This is a genomic window from Streptomyces asoensis (assembly GCF_013085465.1).
GTDB lineage: Bacteria > Actinomycetota > Actinomycetes > Streptomycetales > Streptomycetaceae > Streptomyces > Streptomyces cacaoi_A.
Genome location: NZ_CP049838.1, coordinates 3,283,615 through 3,304,325, shown reverse-complemented (window position 1 = coordinate 3,304,325; position 20,711 = coordinate 3,283,615). Strand labels below are relative to the sequence as shown.

Sequence of the window (20,711 nt, the reverse complement as noted above, 5' to 3'; positions counted from 1 at the left end):
GGGGCGGTCAGGTCGCCCCCGCACCGGCGTACGGCTCAGGGGCTTACGGCTTGAGCAGCACCTTGCCCACCTTCGGATCGCCTGATCCCACCAGGTCGATGGCCGCGGAGAACTCGGCGAGCGGCAGTTCGTGCGTGACCAGCGGCAGCGGATCCAGCAGCCCGGCTCCGAACACCCGGACGGTGTGCGACCAGGCGTCCGGCGGCGCGCCGAAGACGGTGTGCACCTCCAGCTGTCGTACGACCAGGTCCGTCGGGTCGAGACCGTCGGCGCCCGGCGCCGGGATCCCGGTGAGGACCAGCCGGCCACCGCGCCGGAGCAGCGAGGCGGCGGTCCGCGCGGCGGACGCGGACCCGGCGGTCTCGATGACGACGTCGAAGTCGTCCGGGAGCTCCTGGTCCCTGGTCCGGAAGTCGGTGGCCCCGAACTGCCGGGAGAGCGCCTCCCGGTCGTTCCGGGTGCCGACGACCAGCAGTTCGGCGGGCGATCCCGCCTTCAGGAACTGCACGGCGAACATGCCCAGCGTCCCGGTGCCGACGACGGCCACCTTCTCGCCCGGCAGCGCGTGCGCCTTGATCGCGGCGGCCGCGATACAGGCGGCGGGCTCCAGCAGGGCGGCGGCGGTGAGGTCGGCGTCGTCCGCCAGGACGTGCAGCAGCCGGGCCGGGAGGGTGAGGGTGGCCGCCATGGCCCCCGGCTGGGTGAAGCCGGTCTCCTCGTACCCGTCCGTGCACAGCGTCGTCTCGCCCGCGTGGCAGCGGTCGCAGACCTGGCAGTTGCGGAAGCCCTCACCGACGACCTTGCGGCCGACGAGCGACGCGGGGACCCCGGCGCCGACCGCCTCGACCGTCCCGGACCACTCGTGGCCGGGGGTCAGCGGGTAGCGGACGTACCCCTCGGGCCGGTTGCCCTGGTACACCTCGCGGTCGCTGCCGCAGATGCCGGTGGCGTGGACGCGGACCAGCGCCTCGCCGGGTTCCGGCCGCCGCGGCTCGTGCGGGACGAGCCGGTGCTCGCCCGGCGCCTCGACGACGACGGCTGTGCTCACTTGTCGCTGCCCTTCGGCTTGCGCTGCTCCCAGCCCTCGGCCCAGAGGTCGAAACGGGCCTGCTGCTGCGGGAACTCGGCGGCGGCGTCCACGTCGAGCTCGACACCGAGACCGGGCGCGTGGGACAGCTCGAAGTAGCCGTCGACGACCTGGGGAGCCCCCTTGACGACCTTCTTGATCTCCGAGTCGGCGAAGTCGTTGAAGTGCTCCAGGATCTTGAAGTTCGGGGAGGTGAACCCGACCTGGAGCGAGGCGGCGGTGAGGACCGGGCCGCCGACGTTGTGCGGGGCGACGAGCACGTAGTGCGCCTCGGCGGTGGCGGCCAGCTTCCTGGTCTCCCAGATGCCGCCGATGTGGCCGACGTCCGGCTGGATGATGTCCACGGCCTGGCTCTCGAAGAGCTCACGGAACTCGACGCGGTCGTGGATGCGCTCACCGGTGGCGACGGGGATGTCGACCTTCGCGGCGACCTTCTCGAGGGCCTTCAGGTTCTCGGGCGGACACGGCTCCTCGAGCCACGCGGGCTTGAAGGGCGCGAGCTCGTTCGCGAGCCGGACGGCGGTGGCGGGGGAGAAGCGGCCGTGCATCTCCAGCATCAGCTCGGCGTCCGGCCCGATGGCGTCGCGCACGGCCTCGATGAGGGACACCGCGTACAGGGTCTGCTGGTGGTCCAGCTCGAAGTGCCCGGTGCCGAAGGGGTCGATCTTGAGCGCCTTGTAGCCGCGCTCCATGACCCCCTGGGCGGCCTTGTGGTAGGCCTCCGGGGTCCGCTCGGTGGTGTACCAGCCATTGGCGTAGGCCTTGACCTTGTCGGTGACCTTGCCGCCGAGGAGCTGCCAGACGGGCACGCCCAGGGCCTTGCCCTTGATGTCCCAGCAGGCCATCTCGACGACGGCGATGCCCGACATCACGATCTCGCCGGCCCGCCCGTAGTCGCCGTACTTCATCCGGCGCACGAGGTCCTCGACAGCGAATGGGTCGGAGCCGAGAATGTGGTTGGCCTCGGCCTCCTTCAGGTAGCCGAGCAGCGCGTCGGTGTGACCCAGCATGCGGGTCTCTCCGACTCCGGTGATGCCCTCGTCGGTGTGCACCAGGACGTAGGTCAGGTTGCGCCACGGCGTCCCGACCACGTGCGTGCTGATTCCGGTGATGCGCACGGAAGTTACCCTTCGGCTGTTCGAGATTTCGTCACATGTTCGAAATGCTGGCCAGACAGTAAGGATTGCGCGAGGGGAGTGTCAATGGGTCGAACAGGTAACGGTTTCGACAGTTTCGGTACTCCTTTCGAAAGTTGGCCTGTCGTGGTGTGGGCCAGGTCACTCGGGCTGTCGCGCGGTATGGCCGGTTTCCCACACAACTTTCACAGGCGAACCCGGGAGCGCGCCCGTCCTGGAACTTAGTCTTCCCGCGTCATGGACTACTGCCACCCGTGCCGACGGCACCTCAACGGCGCCCTCGCCTGCCCGGGGTGCGGCGCGCCTGCTCAACAGCTACGCGCGTATCCGCCCGGCCCGCCCGAGCCGGAGCCCTACGCGCAGGACCCGTCGGCGCACCAGATGCCCGGCGACTCGGACGATCACGGCGCTCACGGCGACCGAGACGATCACGGCGCTCACGAAGGGCGCGACGAGCACGACGGTCACGACGATCACGAAGCCGGGGGCGGTGAGCCGCAGGGCCGGGCCGCGCGCCGCCGGGAGCAGGGCCGGGGCGGTCGGCGTGGTCCCCAGGGCGCGGCCGCCGCACCGGACGCGAGTCGCCGCGACCGCAAGGCCTCGGCGCACCGCAGGCGCCGCAAACGCATCGTACTGATCACCGTCGGCTTCGCGCTCGCCGCCGGCGGCCTGAGTCTGGCCGAACTCGGCGTGGACGCACCGGGGTTCACCTCCCCGGGGAACCCGGCGGCGGCCGGGGGAGAGGCGTCCGAGGTCGACGGGTCGTCGTCGGGACCGAGTGCGTCGGCGCGGCCCCTGGACGACAGGACCGACACGGGCGGGGACAAGGCCTCGACCTCCCCGAGCCCCTCCGCCTCCCCGTCGGCCTCGGAGTCCGCGAAGGACGAGTCGGCCTCGCCGAGCCCGGACAAGGAGGCCCAGTCGGCCACCCTCCCCGGCTCCTCCGGGTCCACCTCCGGATCGACCCCGTCCGACTCGGACTCGGGCTCGGACTCCACCCCGACCGCCGACCCCTCGGCGCCGGACGCGTCCCCGGATCCGTCGCCCTCGGAGACGTGCACGCGGTTCCTGTGGTGGTGCTCGTAGGGCTCCTCCGGAGCGACCGGTCCGGCCCCCGATCCCGCTGAGCGGTCGCCATGTGGGCCGTCCAGGACGGCTGGCCGGGCGCCCCGGTATGGCCGAAATTGCCGGGCGGTGAAGCGGGTTGGGCATGTTCCGGTCGCGGGGCCCGTCGTCGGGTCGCGGTCCGGTGGGCGGCCTCGCCCGGCCTTCCGGCCTGTGACCAGGGCTGATGTGCCGCCCCCGCCAAGCGCGTTATGGAACCGTGACGAGCTTCCCGTGCAACCCCCTTGACCGCCATGAATTGTTAGCGCTCACAATGACCTCCGCATTCACCAGTCGGCGACGACGTCAGCACGGGGAGGTACGAGCGTCGTGCCCGCAGCGTCCCCCTTCGCGTTTCCCACCGGTGTCGTCGGGTCCACCGGGGCCCCGGAGTGAAGCCGGTGGCGCGGAACCATCCGCCCACACCACAGGACTTACCGCAATTGTCGGCAGACGAGCGCCAAGGAGGTGCGGCCGTGACACACACCCGGCTCCGGCCGCCCACCATGGCCGACGTGGCGCGCCTGGCCGGCGTGTCCCACCAGACCGTGTCCCGCGTGCTGGGGGAGCACCCCAACGTGCGGGACGAGACACGGGCCAGGGTGCTGCGGGCGATCGAGGAGATGGGCTACCGCCGCAACTTCTCCGCACGGGCCCTGGCGACCCGGCGCACCCGGACGCTGGGCGTGGTCGCCTCCGACACCACCCTCTACGGGCCGGCCAGCACACTGTTCGCGCTCGAGGAGGCGGCGCGGGCCGAGGGATATCTCGTCTCGACGGTCAGTCTGCGCGAACTGACCATGGAGAAGCTCTCCGAGGCCCTGGACCACCTCAGCGAGGGCGGGGTGGAGGGAGTGGTCGCCATCGCCCCGCAGCGGTCGGCGGTGGACGCCCTGGCCGAACTGCGCCATCCCTTCCCGGTGGTGGTCGTGGGCGGCGAGCCGGGCATGGACATCCCCCGGGTCGGTGTGGACCAGCACCTGGGGGCACGGCTGGCGACCGGTCACCTGCTGGCCGCCGGCCACCGCACGGTCTGGCACCTCGCCGGACCCGAGGACTGGCAGGAGGCGGCCGACCGGGCCGCCGGCTGGCGGGCGACCCTCGAAGCGGCGGGCGTCGAGCCGCCCATGCTGCTGCGGGGGGACTGGAGTCCGCTGTCGGGCTACCGCGCGGGCCAGGAACTGGCCGGCTGGGTGGGCCGCGGGCTGACCGCCGTCTTCGTCGCCAACGACCAGATGGCACTGGGGGTGTTGCGGGCCCTGCGGGAGGCGGGCGTCCGGACTCCCCAGGACGTCGCGGTGGTCGGCTTCGACGACATCCCGGAGTCGGAGTTCTTCGCTCCGCCGCTCACCACCGTCCGGCAGGACTTCGCGACGGTGGGCCAGCGAGGCATCGCGCTGCTCCTGGAGCAGATCGAGGGCCGGCCGGCCGCCGACCCGCCCCGGATCGCGATCGAACCCCAACTCGTCGTACGCGCAAGTACGTTCCCGAGTGCCGCTCAACCGGAGGGCGCACCCCTCTGACGGACCCGTCGGACGCCCCCTGACCAGCAGTGTGGCCGAGATACCGAACAGTGATCGACAGGCTGGACGCAGTGCGGCCGGTCCATCGAGTACCAGCAGGTCCATCCCCGGGCCGGCTCTTCAAAGGAGAAGAACATGCTCAGCAGAAGGAACTTCCTCACCGCGGCGGTCGGCGTGGCGGCGGCGGGTGGCCTGGCGGCCTGTGCCAAGGAGGACGACAGCGCGTCCAGCAGCTCCTCCGGGGACGGCGGCAAGGCGATCACGCTCGGCTTCTCCCAGGTCGGCTCGGAGAGCGGCTGGCGCAGCGCCAACACGGACTCGGTGAAGGCGGCGGCCAAGGAGGCGGGTTACACCCTCAAGTTCTCCGACGCCCAGCAGAAGCAGGAGAACCAGATCTCCGCGATCCGCAGCTACATCACCCAGGGGGTCGACGTCATCGCCTTCTCGCCGGTGGTCGTCACCGGCTGGGACGCGGTGCTGAAGGAGGCCAAGGCCAAGAAGATCCCGGTGGTCCTCACCGACCGCTCCGTCGAGACCTCCGACGAGTCCCTGTACGTGACCCTGGTCGGCTCCGACTTCACCGACGAGGGCCGCCGCGCCGCCAAGATCCTCGAGAAGGTCATCGCGAAGGCCGGCCTCAAGGGCGCGGTGAAGATCGCCCAGCTGGAGGGCACCACCGGCGCCGCCCCGGCGATCGAGCGCGCCAAGGGCTTCAAGGAGGTCATGGACGCGGACCACAAGGACGACTGGAAGGTCGTCGTCAGCCAGACCGGTGACTTCACCCGCGCCGGCGGCAAGCAGGTCATGGCGGCCTTCCTCCAGTCCAACCCGGACATCAACGTCCTCTTCGCGCACAACGACGACATGGCCATCGGTGCCATCCAGTCCATCGAGGCGGCCGGCAAGAAGCCCGGCAAGGACATCCTGATCGTCTCGATCGACGGCGTGAAGGACGGCTTCGTGGCCATGTCCGAGGGCAAGATCAACGCCATCGTCGAGTGCAACCCGCTCCTCGGCCCGCAGCTCATGGACGTCGTCAAGAAGGTCAAGGACGGCGAGACGGTCGAGCGCTGGATCAAGACCGAGGAGGGCGACTTCATGCAGGACCAGGCCGCGGCCGCGCTCCCGAGCCGCAAGTACTGACCGACCGCACCCACCGGCAGGGAGCCTCCGGCCGACCGAGCCTTCGGTCCCGGGGCTCCCTGCGGGCCTGAACGAATCTCATGAGGAGCGCTGCCATGGCAGAGCCACGGCCCGTCCTGGAAATGACGGGCATAGTCAAGGAGTTTCCGGGGGTACGGGCTCTGTCGGACGTCGACTTCCGGCTCTTCCCCGGCGAGATCCACGCCCTGATGGGCGAGAACGGCGCGGGCAAGTCCACCCTCATCAAGGTGCTCACGGGGGTCTACTCCCTGGACGGCGGCACGATCACGCTGGACGGCAAGGCCGTGCGGATCGCCAGCCCGCTGGAGGCCCAGCAGGCCGGCATCAGCACCGTCTACCAGGAGGTCAACCTCTGCCCCAACCTGTCGGTGGCGGAGAACATCTTCATCGGGCGTGAACCGACCCGTCTGGGCCGCATCCAGTGGAAGCAACTGCGCCGGCAGGCGGCGGAGCTGGTGGACCGGCTCGGACTCGACATCGACGTCACCGCCCCCCTGTCCTCGTACCCGCTGGCCGTGCAGCAACTGGTCGCGATCGTCCGGTCGTTGGGCACCGGCGACGGCGCGGGCGGCGGCGAGGGGCCGGGCACCAAGGTGCTGATCCTCGACGAGCCGACCTCCAGCCTCGACCGCGACGAGGTCCTCCAACTGTTCGCGTTGATGCGGCGGTTGAAGGACGAAGGCGTCGCGATCCTGTTCGTCTCGCACTTCCTGGACCAGATCTACGAGGTCTGCGACCGGATGACCGTACTGCGCAACGGCACCCTCGTCGGTGAGCACTTGGTGCGCGACCTCGACCAGGTCGGCCTCGTCCAGCTCATGCTCGGCAAGGCCATGGGCCAGCTGGACGAGCTCCACGAACACCAGCTGCACTCCGACGCGGGCGAGACCCTGCTCGAGGCGGACGGCCTCGGCCGGACCGGGGGCATCGCCCCGTTCGACATGGAGATCAAGAAGGGCGAGGTGATCGGGCTCGCCGGCCTGCTCGGATCGGGCCGGACCGAACTCGCCCGGCTGCTCTTCGGCGCCGACCAGCCGGACACCGGCAAGGTGTCCATCGGTGGCAAGCAGGTCTCGATGAGCGCCCCGAACGACGCGATCAACGCCGGTGTCGCCTTCTGCTCCGAGAACCGCAAGAGCGAGGGCCTGGTGCCCGATCTGACGGTGCGGGAGAACATCATCCTGGCCCTCCAGGCCGCGCGCGGCTGGACCCGGCCCATCCCGGTCGCCCAGCGCGACGAACTCGTCGCCAAGTACATCAAGGCGCTGGACATCCGCCCCGCCAACCCCGAGGCCAGGGTGGGCCAGCTCAGCGGCGGCAACCAGCAGAAGGTGCTGCTGGCCCGCTGGCTGATCACCCAGCCGAAGCTGCTGATCCTGGACGAGCCGACGCGCGGCATCGACATCGGAGCCAAGGCCGAGATCCAGAAGCTCGTCGTATCGCTCTCCGAGGACGGCATGTCGGTGCTGTACATCGCGGCCGAGCTGGAGGAGGTACTCCGGCTCAGTCACACCATCGGAGTGCTGCGCGACCGCCGGCTGGTGGCGCAGATCGCCAACGGGCCCGAGATCACCACCAGCCGGATCCTGGAGACCATCGCGAGCGGAGAGCACCAGTGACCACCTCTTCGACCACCTCTTCCCGGTGGCGAGCGCTGACCCACCACCACCTGTTCTGGCCGGTGGCGGTCCTGGTCCTCCTGCTGCTCGTCAACGTTCCCTTCACCCCCGACTTCTTCTCGATCAAGATGGCGGACGGCCACCTCTACGGCAGCCTCGTCTCGATCGTGCTGTTCGGATCGCCCCTCATCCTGGTGGCGGTCGGCATGACCCTGGTCATCGCCACCGGCGGCATCGACCTCTCCGTCGGCGCCGTGGTCGCCATCACCGGAGCACTGGCCTGCTCGTACATCAGCGACCAGTCCGACCAGGGCGCCCTGTCCGGGGTGCTGCTCGCCATGGGCCTGGGCCTGCTGGCCGCGGTCGTCTGCGGACTGTGGAACGGCTTCCTGGTCGCCAGGATGGGTATCCAGCCGATCATCGCGACCCTGATCATCATGGTCGCCGGGCGCGGTGTCGCCCAGCTGATCACCGACGGCCAGATCATCACCATCAACAGCGAGCCGTACAAGCTGATCGGCGGCGGCTACTGGCTGACCCTGCCGTTCTCCATCTTCGTGGTGGCCGTGGTCGTGGCCGTCACCGTGGTGCTGACCCGCCGTACGGCGCTCGGCCTGCTGGTCGAGGCGGTCGGCGGCAACGCCGAGGCAAGCCGTCTGGTGGGCATCAGGTCCCGGCGCATCAAGATCATGGTGTACGCGTTCTGCGCGCTCTGCGCGGGCATCGCCGGCCTGATGATCAGCTCCAACACCTCGGCCGCGGACGGCAACAACGCCGGCCTGTGGATCGAACTCGACGCGATCCTCGCCGTGGTGATCGGCGGCACCTCGCTCCTGGGCGGCCGGTTCTCCGTCGGCGGCACGGTGGTCGGAGCCCTCGTCATCCAGACCCTGACCACCACGATCTACACCATCGGCGTGCCGACCCAGACCAACCTGGTCTTCAAGGCCGCCGTCGTCATCGTCGTCTGCCTGCTCCAGTCCCCGAAGTTCCGCGCCAAGGTGTTCGGCGCCAGGTTCGGCGCCGGATCCGGGGCGAAGGGAAGCGGCAAGACGGCCGCGGCCCCGGCGGACCCCGCCGCGGCGTCCGAGGCCGCCCCCAAGATGGAGGTGTCGTGATGAGCGCGACCACCCAGAGCCCCACGGCCTCCGACAGCCGTACCCCGTCCAAGGCCGCGCGTCTGCTCGGCGACCGGCGTCTGCCCGTCGCGGTGACGGCCCTGCTCTTCCTGCTGATGTACGGCGTGGGCCTGAGCCGGTACCAGAACTACGGGTTCGGCGAGCCGCAGGTCTTCCTGAACCTGTTCATCGACAACGGCTATCTGCTGGTCGCCGCGGTCGGAGTCACCTTCGTCATCCTGTCCGGCGGCATCGACCTGTCCGTCGGCTCGATGATCGGCTTCACGACGATGTTCACGGCCTGGCTGGTGGAGCGCCAGGGGCTGCCGATCGTGGTCGTGATACCCATGGCGCTGGCCGTGGGCGCCTTCGGCGGCTTCCTGATGGGCTATGTGATCCACAACTTCGAGATCCAGCCGTTCATCGTGACCCTCGCCGGCCTCTTCCTCTTCCGCGGCCTGTGCCTGGTCATCAGCAAGGAGTCGATCTCCATCAGCGACTCCTCGGTGAGCAGCATGGCCCAGGCGCAGGTGTCGCTGGGGATGGGCTTCCTCTCGATCGGCGCGATCGTCTCGCTGGTCGTCCTCGCCGTGGCGTTCTACGTCCTGCACTACACCCGCTTCGGGCGCCGGGTGTACGCCATCGGCGGCAACGAACAGTCGGCCATGCTGATGGGTCTCCCGCAGGGCGGCACGAAGATCGCCGTGTACACCGTGAGCGGGTTCTGCTCGGCGCTGGCCGGACTGCTCTTCACCCTGTACATCCAGTCCGGTGACCCGCTGCACGCGACCGGCATGGAACTCGACGCGATCGCCGCGGTGGTCATCGGCGGCACGCTGCTGACGGGTGGCTCCGGATATGTGCTGGGCACCCTGTTCGGTGTGCTGGTGCTGGGCCTGATCAAGAGCATCATCCAGTTCGAGGGCACCCTCAGCTCCTGGTGGACGAAGATCGCCACCGGTGTGCTGCTGTGCGCGTTCATCCTGGTCCAGCGCTTCATGACGACCCGCAAGAAGACCTGAGCCGAAGCGACGATCCCGGCCCTGGGGCCGGGAGCCGTCGTCAGGGTGTGCCGGGCCGGTACTCCGTCTTGAAGGTCACCCACACCGTCTTGCCGACGGGATGTTCGGTGATGCCCAGGTCGTCCGCCAGTTCTCGGGCCAGGAAGAGGCCCCGGCCCGAGCAGGCGTCGGGGGTCGGCGGGCACGCGGGCACGGGATGGTCACCGGTGTCGCGTACGGCGAGGCGGACCAGGGGGCCGTCGAGGGTGAGGGTCACGCAGTACTGCCTGCCGGGGGGCACCCCGTGCAGCAGGGCGTTGGTGGCGAGTTCCGACACACACAGCTCTATGTCGTCCAGCCGGTCGACGCGGTCCCAGTCGCTCAGCACCTGGTGGACGAAGATCCGGGCGGCTCGCACGGACGCGCGCGAGCGGGGGAAACGACGTTGCCGTGACAGGGGCACGGGGGCACCTCCGGTGGTTCTGGGGCGTCCTGCGGCGAAACCTTACTGTTATTCGTGAAAGGTAACAAGGTAGTGAAGGGTGGCTGAGGGTGGCTGAGGGTGGCGGTTGGCGGATGAACCAAGTCGCCTACCGTGTAGGGCGGCAGGGTCGAAAGAACGGTCGGCCGTACAGGAGGAGTCGTGGGTGCGAGCGGATGGGTCAGCACATCGTTGCCGTATCTGACGCCACGGGGCACCGGGCAGGGCGACGCCTGGGCGGCCGAGGCCGCGGCGGCGGGGCGGCGCGGCAGCCAGCGCATCCTGCACGCCGGTGAGGTGCCCGCTCCCGCCGACGTGGCGGCGCTGCTCGGCGTCCCCGAGGGCGAGCCGGTCGTCGTACGCCGGCGGCTGATCCTCCTCGACGAGGAGCCCAGCGAGCTGACCGACTCGTACTACCCGACGGCCATAGCCGGAGGCACCCGGCTCGCCGGGACCGCCAAGATCCCCGGCGGAGCCCTCACCCTGCTCGCCGAGCTCGGTCACATCGGCGTCCTCGTGCGGGAGGACGTGACGGCCGGGATGCCGGACGAGGAGGAGCGCCAGGCCCTGCGGACCACCCCTGACGAACCGGTCCTGCGGCTCGTCCGGCTCACGCTGGACCACGCCGACCGGCCGATCCAGGTCGACCGTATGGTGATGCCTGCCCTACGGCAGAGGCTGCGCTACCAGATCAGGATCGGATGACCGTGCCCAAGGCAGACCCGGAAGCCGTCGACCGCCGCTCCCTGCACGAGCGGATCGCGGCCGATCTGCGCGACGACATCATGAGCGGAGAGCTCGCCCCCGGCGCCAACCTGCCCACCACCGCCCAGCTCAAGGCGCGCTTCGAGGCGTCGAGCGCCACGGTCCAGAAGGCCCTCCAGCTCCTCAAGGACGAACGCCTGGTGGTCGGCAGGGCGGGCGCCGCCGTCACCGTCCGCGAGCACCGCCAGCGCACCGTCCGGCCCGCCGCGCTCATGAGGCCGGGCAGTCCCGGAGCGCCCTACCGCTGGCTCGCCGAGGCGGCCAAACACGGCAGACACGCCCGCATACAGCTTCTCGACGTGGCCGAGAGCCACCCGCCCGCCGACGTGCGCACCGCCCTCGACCTCCCGGCGGACGGCATCGCGCTGCTCCGCGGCCAGATACTCCTCGTCGACGACGAGCCCGCCGAACTCGTCGAGTCCTACTATCCGCTGGACATCGCCCGGGACACCCCCCTGGCCGAGCGCCGCAGGATCAGGGGCGGCACCCCCGCCCTGCTGACCGGACTCGGCCACCCGCCCCGCCGCAGCACGGACCGGGTCTCCGCCCGGGTCCCCACCCAGGCCCAGTACCATGCCCTCCGCCTCACCAGTGGTATGCCGGTCCTGCGCACCCTGCGCGTGATCCACAGCGACGGCGACCGCCCCGTCGAGGTCACCGTGATGGTGAAGGCGGGCCATCTCTACGAATTGCAGTACGAGTTCACGGGGGAAGAGGAGGAAGGAACATGATCGTGCCGGTCCTGACGGGGATCCTGGTACTCGTCCTCGGTGGCTGTGCCTGTGTCTGGTGGGCGGCGCGAGGCGGCCCGCGCTGGGCACGAGCCGTGGCGGTCGTGACCCTCGCGGCAGGCGAACTGGTCCGCGGCGCGAGCCGCTCGGACCGTACGGGCGGGAAGTCCGGCTCGGACGACTGAGCCGCACGCGCGCACGAGCGGGCCCGTGGGGGTCAGGCGCGTCGGACTCGGGCCGGGCGGAGGCGGAGCCGGTCGGGTCCGGCGGGGTCAGGCCGCGCCGTCCTCCGTGCCCAGCATGCGCCGCAGGAGTCCCCGCAGCACCACCCGCTCCTCCTCCGCCAGCCCCGCCAGCGGCTCCCGGGCGAACCGCAGCGACTCGCGCAGCCCCTTGGCGATCTTCCGGCCCTCGGTCGTGGCCGCCGCCAGCTTCACCCGGCGGTCGGCCGGATCGGGACGCCGCTCGACCAGACCGCGGGACTCCAGTCGGTCGACGATGCCGGTCACGTTGGACGGCTCGCACTTCAGTTTCTGCGCCAGCTTCCGCATCGGCAGCGGCTCCAGCGAGAGCAGGCTCAGCAGCCGGGCCTGCGCGCCGGTGAGGGCGTGACCTGCCGCGGCTTCCTCGTAGTCCTCGTAGTAGCGGGCCACGACCTCGCCGATCAGGCCGACGACCTCCATGGTCAGGGCATCGGGGAGAGGGGCCGGATGTGGGGTGGGCATGGATGCAGGGTACCCCGTTACTTGACATCCTGAAATATTCAGGAGCATGGTTGTTTCAGGTAGTGAAGCATTTTTGAGCGCAGGAAAGGCAGCCCCCCATGACCGAGTCGGCCCTCCCCACCACGAGCCGCGAATGGCGTCTGCTCAGCCGCCCCGTCGGCTGGCCGAAGCCCGAGGACTTCGAGCTGGCCGAGGCGGAGATCCGGCAGCCCGGCCCGGGTGAGGTGCTGGTGCGCAACGCCTACGTCTCCGTCGACCCCTACATGCGCGGCCGGATGAGCGCGGCCAAGTCGTACGTGGCCCCCTTCGAGCTGGGCAAGGCCATGCAGGGCGGGGCGGTCGGCGAGGTCGTCGCCTCCGCCGCCGAGGGCGTCTCCGTCGGCGATCACGTCCTGCACTTCGGCGGCTGGCGCGAGTACGCCACCTTCGACGCCAAGCAGGCCGTCAAGGTCGACCCCGAGGCCGCGCCCCTCTCCACCTACCTCGGCGTCCTCGGGATGACCGGTCTCACCGCCTACGCGGGCCTTCTGCGCACCGGCTCCTTCAAGGAGGGCGACTCCGTCTTCGTGTCCGGCGCGGCCGGCGCCGTCGGCAGCCAGGTCGGCCAGATCGCCAGGCTGAAGGGCGCCTCCCGGGTCATCGGCTCGGCCGGCTCCGACGAGAAGGTCAAGCTGCTCGTCGAGGAGTACGGCTTCGACGCCGCCTTCAACTACAAGAACGGCTCGGTCGCCGCGCAGCTCCGCGAGGCCGCTCCCGACGGTGTCGACGTCTACTTCGACAACGTCGGCGGCGACCACCTCGAGGCGGCCATCGGCTCGCTCAACGAGAAGGGCCGCATCGTGATCTGCGGCATGATCTCCGTCTACAACAACACCGAGGCCGCTCCCGGCCCGAAGAACCTCGCCCGCCTCATCGCGACCCGTGGCCGTATCGAGGGCTTCCTGGTCGGCGACCACTACGACCTCCAGCAGGAGTTCGTCCAGGAGGTCGGAGGCTGGGTCCGCTCCGGCGAGCTGAAGTACCGCGAGACGGTCGTCGAGGGCATCGAGAACAACCTGGAGGCGTTCCTCGGGGTGCTGCGCGGCGACAACACCGGAAAGATGATCGTCAAGCTCTGACCCCCGGCCCGTGACACCGCCCTGACACCGGTCGTCGCGGACGGCGAAGGCCGCACCCCTGGACGTGGGGTGCGGCCTTCGCTCGCGTCCGCTCTCGCGCCGGAGTCAGCCGGCGGACAGGGCCGCGCCGTGCACCGCCGCCGCCAGCCGGTCGTTCTCCGGCGCGGACCCGCCCGGGAAGGCGAACCGGCGCCGTGTGTAGCCGTAGGCGAGCCCGCTGCGCGGATCCGCGAACGCCTGGCAGCCGCCCGCCCCGCTGTGCCCGAACGCCCCGGCGCCGAGGAACGGGTGCCAGGTGTCGGCGGTCGCCTGGAAGCCCAGCCCGTACGACTTGTGCGAGCGCGCCACCACGTCGTAGCCCACCGAGTGCAGCTGCCCGAACTCCGCCGCCGTGTCCTCCTTCAGCAGCGGCGCCTTCCCGCCGACCTCGCTGATCGCCGCCGCGTACAGCCCGGCCAGTCCGCGCGCCGAGGCCACCCCGCCCACCGAGGCCGGCCCCTTGGCCCGGATCAGGGGATCGTTCGGCAGGAGTTCCAGATCGGTCGGCTCGGCGGTGTGCCGGTTGAAGGCGACGGCGGCGAGCGTGTGCGGCCCGCCCGGCAGGGAGTCCAGCAGCGCCCGCTGCTCGGCGGTCGGCGCCATCGGCTGCGCGGTGCGGAACCGAGGCTCGTGCGCCGCGGGCAGCCCCAGGAAGAAGTCCAGCCCGTACGGGACGCGCACCCGCTCCTCGTACACCTCCTGGAGCGTACGGCCCGTGGCCCGCCGTACGACCTCGCCGGTGAGCGCCCCGAGGACCAGCCCGTGGTAGCCGAAGGCGGTGCCCGGTCGCCAGAACGGCCGCTGGTCGGCGAGGCGTTCGGCGATCTGCCGGTCGTCGGCCAGCTCCTGCGGCGAGAACCCGCTGTCCGTGCCGATCACCCCGGCCCGGTGGGCGAGCAGCTCGCGCAGGGTCAGCGCGCCCTTGCCCTCGGCCGCGAACTCAGGCCAGTAGTAGGTGACTTTCCGGTCCAGCTCCAGGGTGCCCTCCTGGACGAGGAGCGCGACCACCAGGTGGGCGGCGCCCTTGGTCGAGGAGTAGACGCCGTAGAGCGAGTCGGGGCCGGCGCCGTCGCCGGGCACCCACAGGTCGACCACCCGCCGACCGTGCACATGGGCGCACAACTGGCCCTCGTAGTCGGGCCGTTCCTCCGCCACGAACGCGGCGAACGCCTCCCGCACCGCTTCGAATCCGTCGGCGACAGTGCCGTGGATCTCCCTCGTCGTCCCAGTCAATCGAGTCATCCGCTCTCCTCAACCAGCCCACTGCTCGCGTGTGCCGACAGGTCCCTCAAGCTCGGCTGCTCCCCGTACTACGCCATCCCGTACTACGCCATCGCACCGAAACACCTTCCGGACCTGCCGAGACCGTTGCCTCTGTAGATCGGTACGGCGAGGTGTACCTGTTCGACTCAACTGCATCAAGCAGGTGTTGGTGTCACCGATACGCCGGATGGCCTACGAGGGCCGCCCGAGGCGTGCGGTGCGGGGCACGCGGTCGGGATCCGTGAAATGTGCACGACCGATAGAGTTCGGCCATGCGCGATCTTGGGGTGGGGTTCACGTACCTCCTGAAGGGCCAGCGGTGGGTGGCCCGGCACGGCAAGCAGTACGGGTTCGGGCTCGTTCCCGGCCTGATCACCCTTGTCCTCTACGCGGCGGCCCTGGTGTCGCTCGCGGTGTGGGGCGAGGACTTCGTCGGGTGGTCGACGCCGTTCGCCGACGACTGGACGAGCCCCTGGCGCGGACTGTTCCGCGGCTTCCTCGTCGTCGTGCTGTTCGCTCTCGGCCTGCTGCTCGCCGTCCTCACCTTCACCGCGGTCACCCTGCTCATCGGGCAGCCGTTCTACGAGAGCCTCTCCGAGAAGGTCGACCGGGACGTCTCGCCCGACGGCACGGCCCCCGAGTCCGGGCTGTCGCTCTGGCGCGAACTGTGGATCTCCGCCCGCGACAGCCTCCGCATCCTCGGCCGCGCGCTGCTGTGGGCTGTGCTGCTGTTCGCCCTCGGGTTCATCCCGGTCGTCGGGCAGACGGTGGTCCCGGTGATCGGTTTCTTCGTCACCGGCTTCTTCCTCACCGAGGAACTCGTCTCCGTCGCCCTCCAGCGCAGGGGCGTCGACCTACGGGCCCGGCTCGCCCTGCTCCGCTCCCGCAAGACCCTGGTCTGGGGCTTCGGCACCCCCCTGGGGCTGGCCTTCCTGGTGCCGGTCGTCGCGGTGTTCCTGATGCCGGGCGCGGTCGCGGGCGCCACCCTGCTGGCCCGTGAGCTGCTCGGCGAGGAGATCTCCGAGGGTGACGGGGCCGACGGGGCCGACACCCCGAAAGAGGAGAACGCCACCTCATGACCGAGTTGCTCGCCGTCGCCCTCATCACCGTGCTGGCCGTCATCGCCCCCGGCGCCGACTTCGCGATGATCGTCCGCAACAGCTACCTCTACGGCCGCCGTACCGGACTGCTCGCGGCGACCGGAGTCGCCGCGGGCGTCCTCGTCCACGTCACGTACACGATGCTCGGCGTGGGACTGCTGATCGCGTCGTCCACGTTCCTCTTCACCGTCATCAAGCTGGTCGGCGCGGCGTACCTGATCTACATCGGCGTCCGTACCTTCCGCACCAAGGGCGAGGTCGAGGTCGACCTCACCGGCAAGACGGAACTGACCCCGCTCGCGGCCCTGCGCGCCGGGTTCCTGACCAACGTCCTCAACCCGAAGACGACCCTCTTCGTCGTCTCCACGTTCTCCCAGGTGGTCAGCCCCGGCACGCCGGTCCGGCAGCAGGTCGGCTACGGCCTGTTCATGTCGCTGGCGCATCTGCTGTGGTTCGGCGTGGTCGCCGTCTTCTTCTCCCACGACCGCATGCGCACGCTGATGCTGCGCGGCCAGAAGGTCCTCAACAAGGTCATCGGCTCGGTCCTGGCGGGCCTGGGCGTCAGCCTGGCGCTGGCGCCCTCGCACTGACCCGAGCCTCGACGGCCGCGCGCGCCTACCGCCCGGCCGCCACGGCCACGGCCAGGATCGCCCGTACCTGGGCGACGATGTCCAGCCGGTTCCGCACGAACTCCGGATCGGTCACGTCCTGGGTGTTGCCCGCCGCGAACTGGAGGACCGGCGTGTGCACATGCCCGCCCGGCAGGCTGGCGTGCAGCCCCAGCCGGTCGCGCAGCAGGGTGGCCCGGTAGGCGATCTCGTTGGAGAGGTAGTTCCCGCCGCCCCCGGCCCGTGCGGTCGACCCCGCCGTCGGCCCCTCCGGTCGCACGACGGGCTCGGCGCCTCCCGCCGGGATCTCGGTGACGCTCGTGTTGTCGTACACCGGGAACCGGCCCGTGTCCGCCGCCACGATCGCCGCGTACGGCAGGGTCGTGGTCGTCCACTGCGGCTGTGTGGCGGGGTCGGCGACCGGGACGGTCTCCGTCCGGCCGATGTTCTCGTTGTCGGGGAAGCCGCCGCGCCAGGCCCCGTTGGTGCGCTCCACGTCGAAGCGGCCGACGCGGCCCTGGCTGACGGTGGTGAACAGATCGACGTGCGGCAGATACGGCCGCAGAGCGCGCTCCACCGATTGCTCCGCGAAGTCCTGCCAGCGCACCGGGAACATGGCGGTCTCCACCCGCGCCGGGCCGTCCGCGGTCTGGATCACCGTGCCGTCGAGGGCGAGCGCGGTCGCCCCCGAGGGGTTGGAGATCCGGATGTCCCGGTCCAGGGTGAACGGGTCGAAGCCGGTGACCAGAACGCGCTTCAGCCCCTTGGCGTGCCGCGGATAGTGCAGGTCGGTCTGCCCGCGCGAGGTGCGCTCCAAGGTGTCGAGCAGAGCGGTGCGTTGGCCGTCGGTGACCGCGAAGCCGGGCTGCCAGGTGCGCACTTCGCTCGTCATGCCGAGCCGCGCCCAGTACAGCGGCCGGTCGTCGTCCCGGCTGAGGTCGCCGCCGGCGGGCCCGCGCCCCTGGACCCGGTCCACCGCCCGCCGCCACAGGGCCGCGCCCTCGCGGGTGACGATCTGGCGGGCCCGGGCGTAGGAGTGCGAGGCCTCCAACAGCCGGGCGAAACGCGGAGCCACCGCGTCGAACCCGGACCGGGCGAGGATCTCCTGGGGAACGGCCTGCGTCAGGCGCTGTTCCTCGACCGTGGGGGCGGGCACCGCCTCGGTCGCGGTGGCGGCGGTGGGAAAGGCGAGCCCGGCCGACAGGGCCAGAGCGAGAACGCCGACGCGCACGCGTATGGAATGCGCGGAGTATGCGGGATGCACGGGGTGCGGGTCCTTCCGTCGCTGTGGGGGAGAGCGTGGGGTGGGACGGCGGAAGTATCCCGTGCCGGAAGTGGTCTACGCCATGGCGCCTGGGATCGTGGTCGCCGCCTCCCGCAGTGCGGTGACGAACGTCCGCCCCGAGGCGCGGATCGAGGTGGGGGTGGAGGTGGCGGCGGTACCCGCGCCCCAGGCCGACCGGTCGGGGTCGTCCTCACCCGGCAGCCACGGGGACGTGGTTGCTCGCCGCGGGGGTGCTCGATCGGTGGTTGCGCCTTTGATTCGCTCGCAGGCCGCCGAGGGCAGGATGGAAGCGTCCGTGAATTGCGAACGAGGAGGCGCCGCGATGGCGGAAGTGGAGACGGCCGTCGAGACGGCCCTCGGCACACTCGATCTGGACGCCAAGACCCGGCTGCTGGCCGGCCAGGACTCGTGGTCGCTGCCCGAGCTGCCGGAGATCGGACTGAAGTCCCTCGTCATGTCCGACGGCCCCGTGGGCGTCCGGGGTGTGCGCTGGACCGCCGACGACCCCTCCGTCGCGCTGCCCTCCCCGACCGCCCTCGCGGCCACCTGGGACCCGGAACTCGCCCACCGCGCCGGCGTCCTCCTGGCCCAGGAGGCCCGCCGCAAGGGCGTCCACGTCCTGCTGGCCCCCACGATCAACCTGCACCGCTCCCCGCTCGGCGGCCGTCACTTCGAGGCCTACAGCGAGGATCCCTGTCTGACGGGGGTGATCGGCGCGGGCTATGTGAACGGCGTCCAGTCCGGCGGTGTCGGCACCACCGTCAAGCACTTCGTCGCCAACGACGCCGAGACCGACCGCTTCACCGTGAACAACGTGGTCGGTGAACGCGCCCTGCGCGAGCTGTACCTGGCCCCCTTCGAGGCCATCGTCGAGAACGCCCGCCCCTGGGGCATCATGACCGCCTACAACACGGTCAACGGCACGACGATGACCGAGCACCACCACCTCGTGAACGAGGTCCTGCGCGACGCATGGGGCTTCGACGGCATCAACGTCTCCGACTGGATGGCCGCCCGCGACACCGTGGGCGCGTTGAGGGGCGGCCTCGACGTCGCCATGCCCGGACCGCGGACCGTCTACGGCGAGGCCCTCGCGGAGGCGGTACGCGACGGCCGGCTCGACGAGTCCGAGGTCGACGAGGCCGTACGCCGCGTCCTGCGCCTGGCCGCCCGCGTCGGCGCCCTCGCGAACGTCGAACCGGCCGTCACCCGCCCGCCCGCCCCCGTCGACGGCGAGGCCCTGGCCCGCGAACTGGCCCGCCGCTCCTTCGTCCTGGTCCGCAACGAGGACGGCGCGCTGCCGCTCAGGCCCGGCACCGTCGCCCTCATCGGCGCGGCCGCCCGCGACGCCCGGATCCTCGGCGGCGGCTCCGCGACCGTCTTCCCGGCCCGCACGGTCTCCCCGCTCGACGGCCTCACCGCCGCGCTCCCCGAAGGCACCCTCGGCTATGCCGTCGGTGCCGACCCCACCACCGAACTCGCCGTCGCCGACAAGGGCTTCGCGCTGCGGGCGGTCTGCCGCGACGCCGCCGGCAACGTCATCGGCACCCGGTCCGCGCCGAACGGCCAGATCCAGTGGATGGGCACCGACCTCCCCGAGGGCGTCACCCACGACACCGTCCACACGGTCCGACTGACCGGCACCTTCACCCCGCGCGAGAGCGGCCCGCACACCTTCGGCATCAAGGGCACGGGCGGCTTCACCCTCACCGTCGCCGGGACGACGTACTACGACGACGTCCAGCGTCCCGCCGACGACAGCGACCCCTTCGAGGCGTTCTTCGGCGCCCCGGTGCCCCGCGCCGAGGCCCGACTGACCGCCGGTGAACCGGTCGAGGTCTCGCTCACCCACGTCTTCGCGCTCCCCGAAGGCGTCCCCTTCAAGGCCATCGCCTTCGCCCTGGCCCACCAGGAGCCGCAGCGCGACCCCGACGAGCTGATCGCCGAGGCGGTCGAGGCGGCGCGGGCCGCCGACACGGCCGTCGTCGTGGTCGCCACCACCGAACGCGTCGAGTCCGAGGGCTTCGACCGCAAGGACCTCCGCCTCCCCGGCCGGCAGGACGACCTGGTCCGTGCCGTCGCCGCCGCCAACCCGAACACCGTCGTGGTCGTCAACGCGGGCTCCCCGGTGGAGCTGCCGTGGCGCGAGGACGTCGCGGCCGTCCTGCTCACCTGGTTCCCCGGCCAGGAGGGCGGAGCGGCCCTGGCGGACGTCCTGACGGGCGCCCACGAACCCGGCGGCCGGCTCCCCACCACCTGGGGCTCCCTCGACGACGCCCCCGTCACCGAGGTCACCCCCACCGACGGCGAACTCGCCTACACCGAGGGCGTCTTCATCGGCTACCGCGCCTGGGAGAAGGCACACCGCACCCCGGTCCACCCCTTCGGCCACGGCCTCGGCTACACCGACTGGACGTACGAGTCGGTCGACATCACGGGCTCCACGGTCACCGTGCGGATCCGCAACAGCGGCGCGCGCCCGGGGCGCGAGGTCGTGCAGGTCTACCTCGCCCCCACCGGGACGGCCCCGGCGCCCGAACGCCCGGCCCGCTGGCTGGCCGGCTTCGCCGGTGTCGAGGCGGGCCCGGGGGAGAGCGCCGAGGTCACCGTGGAGATCCCGGACCGCGCCTTCGAGGTGTGGGACGAGGCGGACCACCGTTGGTCCTTTGTGAAAGGTTCGTACGAAATCCAGGTGGGCCGCTCGATCGCCGACCGCAGGATCACCGCGACGATTAACGTGTGAACCGGCGCCCGTCGCCCCACCGACAGCCCCGGTCCGGGACCTGACCCCTGGACCGGGGCAACATCTTTTCCACCGCGATCTTTTCCACCGCGCGCCACGCC

At 71.0% G+C, this 20,711-nt stretch carries 19 protein-coding genes; 13 read left to right on the top strand and 6 right to left on the bottom strand.

Annotation, left to right across the window (positions count from 1 at the left end; all coding sequences use genetic code 11):
* Positions 1 to 43: 43 nt before the first annotated feature.
* Both G9272_RS14840 and G9272_RS14835 read right to left on the bottom strand, forming a co-directional pair.
* A complete protein-coding gene (locus G9272_RS14840; protein ID WP_054238146.1) occupies positions 44 to 1,048 on the bottom strand; it encodes a zinc-dependent alcohol dehydrogenase in 1,005 nt (334 codons plus the stop codon).
* Complete coding sequence (locus G9272_RS14835; RefSeq protein WP_171397024.1) at positions 1,045 to 2,205, bottom strand: mandelate racemase/muconate lactonizing enzyme family protein; 1,161 nt, start codon at positions 2,203 to 2,205, stop codon at positions 1,045 to 1,047. Before G9272_RS14835 ends, G9272_RS14840 begins: the two co-directional genes overlap by 4 nt.
* A gap of 255 nt (positions 2,206 to 2,460) precedes the next feature.
* On the opposite strand from G9272_RS14835, the gene G9272_RS14830 reads away from it, so the two are divergent.
* The 6 genes from G9272_RS14830 (at position 2,461) to yjfF (ending at position 9,773) form a co-directional block, all read left to right on the top strand.
* On the top strand, positions 2,461 to 3,309 hold the full coding sequence (locus G9272_RS14830; protein ID WP_171397023.1) for an SCO2400 family protein: 849 nt from the start codon (positions 2,461 to 2,463) through the stop codon (positions 3,307 to 3,309).
* Positions 3,310 to 3,803: 494 nt separating this feature from the next.
* Positions 3,804 to 4,850, top strand: coding sequence for a LacI family DNA-binding transcriptional regulator (locus G9272_RS14825; RefSeq protein ID WP_171397022.1), 1,047 nt, complete (start codon positions 3,804 to 3,806; stop codon positions 4,848 to 4,850).
* A 135-nt stretch (positions 4,851 to 4,985) separates the two neighbouring features.
* A complete protein-coding gene (locus tag G9272_RS14820) occupies positions 4,986 to 5,993 on the top strand; it encodes an ABC transporter substrate-binding protein (RefSeq protein ID WP_171397021.1) in 1,008 nt (335 codons plus the stop codon).
* Between the two features lie 95 nt (positions 5,994 to 6,088).
* Positions 6,089 to 7,633, top strand: coding sequence for a sugar ABC transporter ATP-binding protein (locus G9272_RS14815; RefSeq protein ID WP_171397020.1), 1,545 nt, complete (start codon positions 6,089 to 6,091; stop codon positions 7,631 to 7,633).
* Entirely contained in the window at positions 7,630 to 8,751 is a 1,122-nt protein-coding gene (locus G9272_RS14810) for an ABC transporter permease (RefSeq protein WP_171397019.1), read from the top strand. The genes G9272_RS14815 and G9272_RS14810 overlap by 4 nt, the downstream gene beginning before the upstream one ends.
* On the top strand, positions 8,751 to 9,773 hold the full coding sequence (gene yjfF / locus G9272_RS14805) for a galactofuranose ABC transporter, permease protein YjfF (protein WP_171397018.1): 1,023 nt from the start codon (positions 8,751 to 8,753) through the stop codon (positions 9,771 to 9,773). Before G9272_RS14810 ends, yjfF begins: the two co-directional genes overlap by 1 nt.
* A 40-nt stretch (positions 9,774 to 9,813) precedes the next feature.
* Here yjfF and G9272_RS14800 read toward each other — a convergent pair whose 3' ends face one another.
* On the bottom strand, positions 9,814 to 10,215 hold the full coding sequence (locus G9272_RS14800) for an ATP-binding protein (protein WP_171397017.1): 402 nt from the start codon (positions 10,213 to 10,215) through the stop codon (positions 9,814 to 9,816).
* Between the two features lie 180 nt (positions 10,216 to 10,395).
* On the opposite strand from G9272_RS14800, the gene G9272_RS14795 reads away from it, so the two are divergent.
* From G9272_RS14795 to G9272_RS14785, 3 genes are read left to right on the top strand one after another with little or no spacing between them, the layout of a single operon-like run.
* Entirely contained in the window at positions 10,396 to 10,938 is a 543-nt protein-coding gene (locus tag G9272_RS14795; protein WP_171397016.1) for a GntR family transcriptional regulator, read from the top strand.
* Positions 10,935 to 11,729, top strand: a complete 795-nt coding sequence (locus G9272_RS14790; RefSeq protein WP_171397015.1) for a GntR family transcriptional regulator — start codon at positions 10,935 to 10,937, stop codon at positions 11,727 to 11,729. Before G9272_RS14795 ends, G9272_RS14790 begins: the two co-directional genes overlap by 4 nt.
* Positions 11,726 to 11,914: a hypothetical protein gene (locus G9272_RS14785; RefSeq protein ID WP_171397014.1), complete on the top strand. Its 189-nt coding sequence runs from the start codon at positions 11,726 to 11,728 to the stop codon at positions 11,912 to 11,914. Before G9272_RS14790 ends, G9272_RS14785 begins: the two co-directional genes overlap by 4 nt.
* 87 nt (positions 11,915 to 12,001) lie before the next feature.
* Here the strand turns inward: G9272_RS14785 and G9272_RS14780 are convergent, their stop codons facing one another.
* Entirely contained in the window at positions 12,002 to 12,454 is a 453-nt protein-coding gene (locus tag G9272_RS14780; protein ID WP_171397013.1) for a MarR family winged helix-turn-helix transcriptional regulator, read from the bottom strand.
* A gap of 98 nt (positions 12,455 to 12,552) precedes the next feature.
* Between G9272_RS14780 and G9272_RS14775 the strand changes: the two genes are divergently transcribed.
* Positions 12,553 to 13,572 carry an NADP-dependent oxidoreductase gene (locus G9272_RS14775; protein ID WP_171397012.1) on the top strand — a complete coding sequence of 340 codons (1,020 nt, stop codon included), beginning with the start codon at positions 12,553 to 12,555 and terminating at the stop codon, positions 13,570 to 13,572.
* A 105-nt stretch (positions 13,573 to 13,677) separates the two neighbouring features.
* Here G9272_RS14775 and G9272_RS14770 read toward each other — a convergent pair whose 3' ends face one another.
* Positions 13,678 to 14,853 carry a serine hydrolase domain-containing protein gene (locus tag G9272_RS14770; RefSeq protein ID WP_171397011.1) on the bottom strand — a complete coding sequence of 392 codons (1,176 nt, stop codon included), beginning with the start codon at positions 14,851 to 14,853 and terminating at the stop codon, positions 13,678 to 13,680.
* A gap of 293 nt (positions 14,854 to 15,146) precedes the next feature.
* Here G9272_RS14770 and G9272_RS14765 point away from each other — a divergent pair, with 293 nt between their 5' ends.
* Positions 15,147 to 15,953, top strand: a complete 807-nt coding sequence (locus G9272_RS14765) for an EI24 domain-containing protein (protein ID WP_171397010.1) — start codon at positions 15,147 to 15,149, stop codon at positions 15,951 to 15,953.
* On the top strand, positions 15,950 to 16,564 hold the full coding sequence (locus G9272_RS14760) for a LysE family translocator (RefSeq protein WP_171397009.1): 615 nt from the start codon (positions 15,950 to 15,952) through the stop codon (positions 16,562 to 16,564). Before G9272_RS14765 ends, G9272_RS14760 begins: the two co-directional genes overlap by 4 nt.
* Positions 16,565 to 16,589: 25 nt before the next feature.
* Here the strand turns inward: G9272_RS14760 and G9272_RS14755 are convergent, their stop codons facing one another.
* Positions 16,590 to 17,846 carry a pyroglutamyl peptidase gene (locus tag G9272_RS14755; protein WP_253267800.1) on the bottom strand — a complete coding sequence of 419 codons (1,257 nt, stop codon included), beginning with the start codon at positions 17,844 to 17,846 and terminating at the stop codon, positions 16,590 to 16,592.
* Between the two features lie 343 nt (positions 17,847 to 18,189).
* On the opposite strand from G9272_RS14755, the gene G9272_RS14750 reads away from it, so the two are divergent.
* Positions 18,190 to 20,610: a beta-glucosidase H gene (locus tag G9272_RS14750; protein WP_253267799.1), complete on the top strand. Its 2,421-nt coding sequence runs from the start codon at positions 18,190 to 18,192 to the stop codon at positions 20,608 to 20,610.
* The last annotated feature ends 101 nt before the right edge of the window (positions 20,611 to 20,711 follow it).

Bases quoted from the DNA above. Each gene is read 5' to 3' on its own strand.
- G9272_RS14780 (WP_171397013.1), bottom strand. From the start codon at position 12,454: ATGCCCACCCCACATCCGGCCCCTCTCCCCGATGCCCTGACCATGGAG.
- G9272_RS14770 (WP_171397011.1), bottom strand. From the start codon at position 14,853: ATGACTCGATTGACTGGGACGACGAGGGAGATCCACGGCACTGTCGCC.
- G9272_RS14790 (WP_171397015.1), top strand. From the start codon at position 10,935: ATGACCGTGCCCAAGGCAGACCCGGAAGCCGTCGACCGCCGCTCCCTG.
- yjfF (WP_171397018.1), top strand. From the start codon at position 8,751: ATGAGCGCGACCACCCAGAGCCCCACGGCCTCCGACAGCCGTACCCCG.
- G9272_RS14785 (WP_171397014.1), top strand. From the start codon at position 11,726: ATGATCGTGCCGGTCCTGACGGGGATCCTGGTACTCGTCCTCGGTGGC.
- G9272_RS14815 (WP_171397020.1), top strand. From the start codon at position 6,089: ATGGCAGAGCCACGGCCCGTCCTGGAAATGACGGGCATAGTCAAGGAG.
- G9272_RS14830 (WP_171397023.1), top strand. From the start codon at position 2,461: ATGGACTACTGCCACCCGTGCCGACGGCACCTCAACGGCGCCCTCGCC.
- G9272_RS14765 (WP_171397010.1), top strand. From the start codon at position 15,147: ATGCGCGATCTTGGGGTGGGGTTCACGTACCTCCTGAAGGGCCAGCGG.
- G9272_RS14820 (WP_171397021.1), top strand. From the start codon at position 4,986: ATGCTCAGCAGAAGGAACTTCCTCACCGCGGCGGTCGGCGTGGCGGCG.
- G9272_RS14760 (WP_171397009.1), top strand. From the start codon at position 15,950: ATGACCGAGTTGCTCGCCGTCGCCCTCATCACCGTGCTGGCCGTCATC.
- G9272_RS14775 (WP_171397012.1), top strand. From the start codon at position 12,553: ATGACCGAGTCGGCCCTCCCCACCACGAGCCGCGAATGGCGTCTGCTC.
- G9272_RS14750 (WP_253267799.1), top strand. From the start codon at position 18,190: ATGGCGGAAGTGGAGACGGCCGTCGAGACGGCCCTCGGCACACTCGAT.